Origin of the sequence: Mesorhizobium sp. M7A.T.Ca.US.000.02.2.1, assembly GCF_003996995.1 — a bacterium.
GTDB lineage: Bacteria > Pseudomonadota > Alphaproteobacteria > Rhizobiales > Rhizobiaceae > Mesorhizobium.
The window spans coordinates 1-1932 of record NZ_RZTT01000693.1; the positions used below are offsets into that span (position 1 = coordinate 1).

2 protein-coding genes are annotated in these 1932 nt (G+C 61.7%); one reads left to right on the top strand and one right to left on the bottom strand.

Annotation, left to right across the window (positions count from 1 at the left end):
* The first annotated feature begins 32 nt into the window (after nucleotides 1-32).
* On the top strand, nucleotides 33-1082 hold the full coding sequence (locus EOD15_RS33640; protein ID WP_127329363.1) for a low specificity L-threonine aldolase: 1050 nt from the start codon (nucleotides 33-35) through the stop codon (nucleotides 1080-1082).
* A gap of 72 nt (nucleotides 1083-1154) precedes the next feature.
* Here EOD15_RS33640 and EOD15_RS33645 read toward each other — a convergent pair whose 3' ends face one another.
* On the bottom strand, nucleotides 1155-1622 hold the full coding sequence (locus EOD15_RS33645; RefSeq protein ID WP_013529716.1) for an Hsp20 family protein: 468 nt from the start codon (nucleotides 1620-1622) through the stop codon (nucleotides 1155-1157).
* Nucleotides 1623-1932: the final 310 nt, after the last annotated feature.

Here is a 1932-nt window from a genome sequence, read left to right on the forward strand (position 1 = left end):
ACCCCCCGACCTCCCAAGACATAGGCAGATGCATGTTCTTCGCTTCCGACAATTGGGCAGGCGCCCATCCCAATATTGCCGCCGGCCTGTCGGCCAATGCCGGCGGCTTTTCCACCGCCTATGGCGACGGTGCGCTCGACCGGGCAGTCTACCAGCGCTTCAGTGAGATTTTCGAACGCGAGGTCGCGGTGTTCTTCGTCGCCACCGGCACGGCCGCCAACTCGCTGGCGCTCACCGCTTACAACAAGCCGGGCGGCATTTCCTTTGCCCATCGCGAATCGCATGTCATCGAGGACGAATGCGGCGCGCCGGTATATTTTTCCGGCGGCTCTCGCCTGCATGAGATCGATGGCGCGCTGGGCAAGATCGATCCGCACAATCTGGAAAGGACCATCGGCCGTTTCGCACCGGAAATTGTCCATTGGGGACGGCCGATGGCCGTTTCGATCACTCAGTCGACCGAGGTCGGCACCATCTACGGCCTGGATGAGATCGAGACGATCTCGGCGATCGCCAAACAATATTCGGTGCCCCTGCACATGGATGGCGCCCGCTTTGCCAATGCGCTGGTCGCACTCGACACGACACCGGCCGAAATGACCTGGAAACGCGGCGTCGACATCCTCTCCTTCGGCGGCACCAAGAACGGCTGCTGGTGCGCCGAAGCGATCGTGTTGTTCGACCTCGATCGTGCCAGGGAATTGGCCTTCCTGCGCAAGCGCGCCGCCCAGCTGTTTTCGAAATCGCGCTTCGTCGCGGCGCAGTTCGAAGCCTATTTCAAGGACGGATTGTGGCTGGACACCGCCCGCCACGCCAACGCCATGGCCGCACGCCTTGCCGCCGCGATCGAGGATTCGGCAACGGCCAAGCTGGCATGGCTGCCGCAGGCGAACGAGGTTTTCGCGGTGATCAAGAAAGCCGAGGCCGAGAGGCTGCAGGCCGCGGGTGCCGCCTTCTACGACTGGCACAAGCCGCATGGCTTTGACGGCCACATCGGCGAGGACGAGTTGCTCTACCGCTTCGTCACCAGCTTTGCGACGACAGCCGATGAAGTCGACCGTTTTGGCCAGCTGATCGCCTGATAACGCATTTCCCCGACAACAAAAAAGCGGCGCCTTTCGGCGCCGCTTCCGTCTCGGGAGGAGACTTGTATTTTAGGCAGCGGTCTTGGCCTCGATCTGCTTGGCCTTGGCCGAAGACGCCGTAATGGCGATCTTGCGCGGCTTCAGCTCCTCGGGGATGTTGCGCTTGAGGTCGACGAAGAGCAGGCCGTTCTTCAGCGAGGCGCCAACGACCTCGACGTGGTCGGCAAGCTGGAAGCGACGTTCGAAAGCCCTCGAGGCAATGCCGCGATAGAGCAGCTCAGAGCCTTCGCCGGTACCCTCGTCCTTGCGCTCACCCTTCACGGTCAGCACGTTGCGATGGGCTTCGATCGAGATTTCCTCGTCCGAGAAGCCGGCAACCGCCATCGAGATCCGGTAGGAATCCTCACCGGTGCGCTCGATGTTGTAGGGCGGATAGGTCTGCGCGCCATCCGGCTGCGCGAGCGAATCGAGCATCGTGAACAGACGATCGAAGCCGACCGTCGAGCGATAAAGCGGGGAAAAATCAACGTGACGCATGAGGTGTTCTCCTGTTGAGCAACATGGTTTGCGTATGGCCGGTGCGAAACCCTTGAGCGGCGTTTCGGGTGGACCAGCGGCCCCGACATTGGCGACCGCACGAGACATTTGGGGAGCGCTGGAAAGCATTTCAAGATTTCACCTGGCGGCAAAAGCCACGGCGACCGAACCCTTGATGAACGGCAGATGAACCGGCACTTCGGCGCGCGTTCAGGCAGCCGGCGCTAAAGTCCATTCCAGGATCAAGGACTGGCGGCGCCGATTGCACAACAGGCACCGCAACGAGGCCGACCGGGTGTAACGTCCCTTC

What these genes read in the sequence shown, in the direction of transcription:
- EOD15_RS33640 (WP_127329363.1), top strand. Translation starts at nt 33, where the DNA reads ATGTTCTTCGCTTCCGACAATTGGGCAGGCGCCCATCCCAATATTGCC.
- EOD15_RS33645 (WP_013529716.1), bottom strand. Translation starts at nt 1,622, where the DNA reads ATGCGTCACGTTGATTTTTCCCCGCTTTATCGCTCGACGGTCGGCTTC.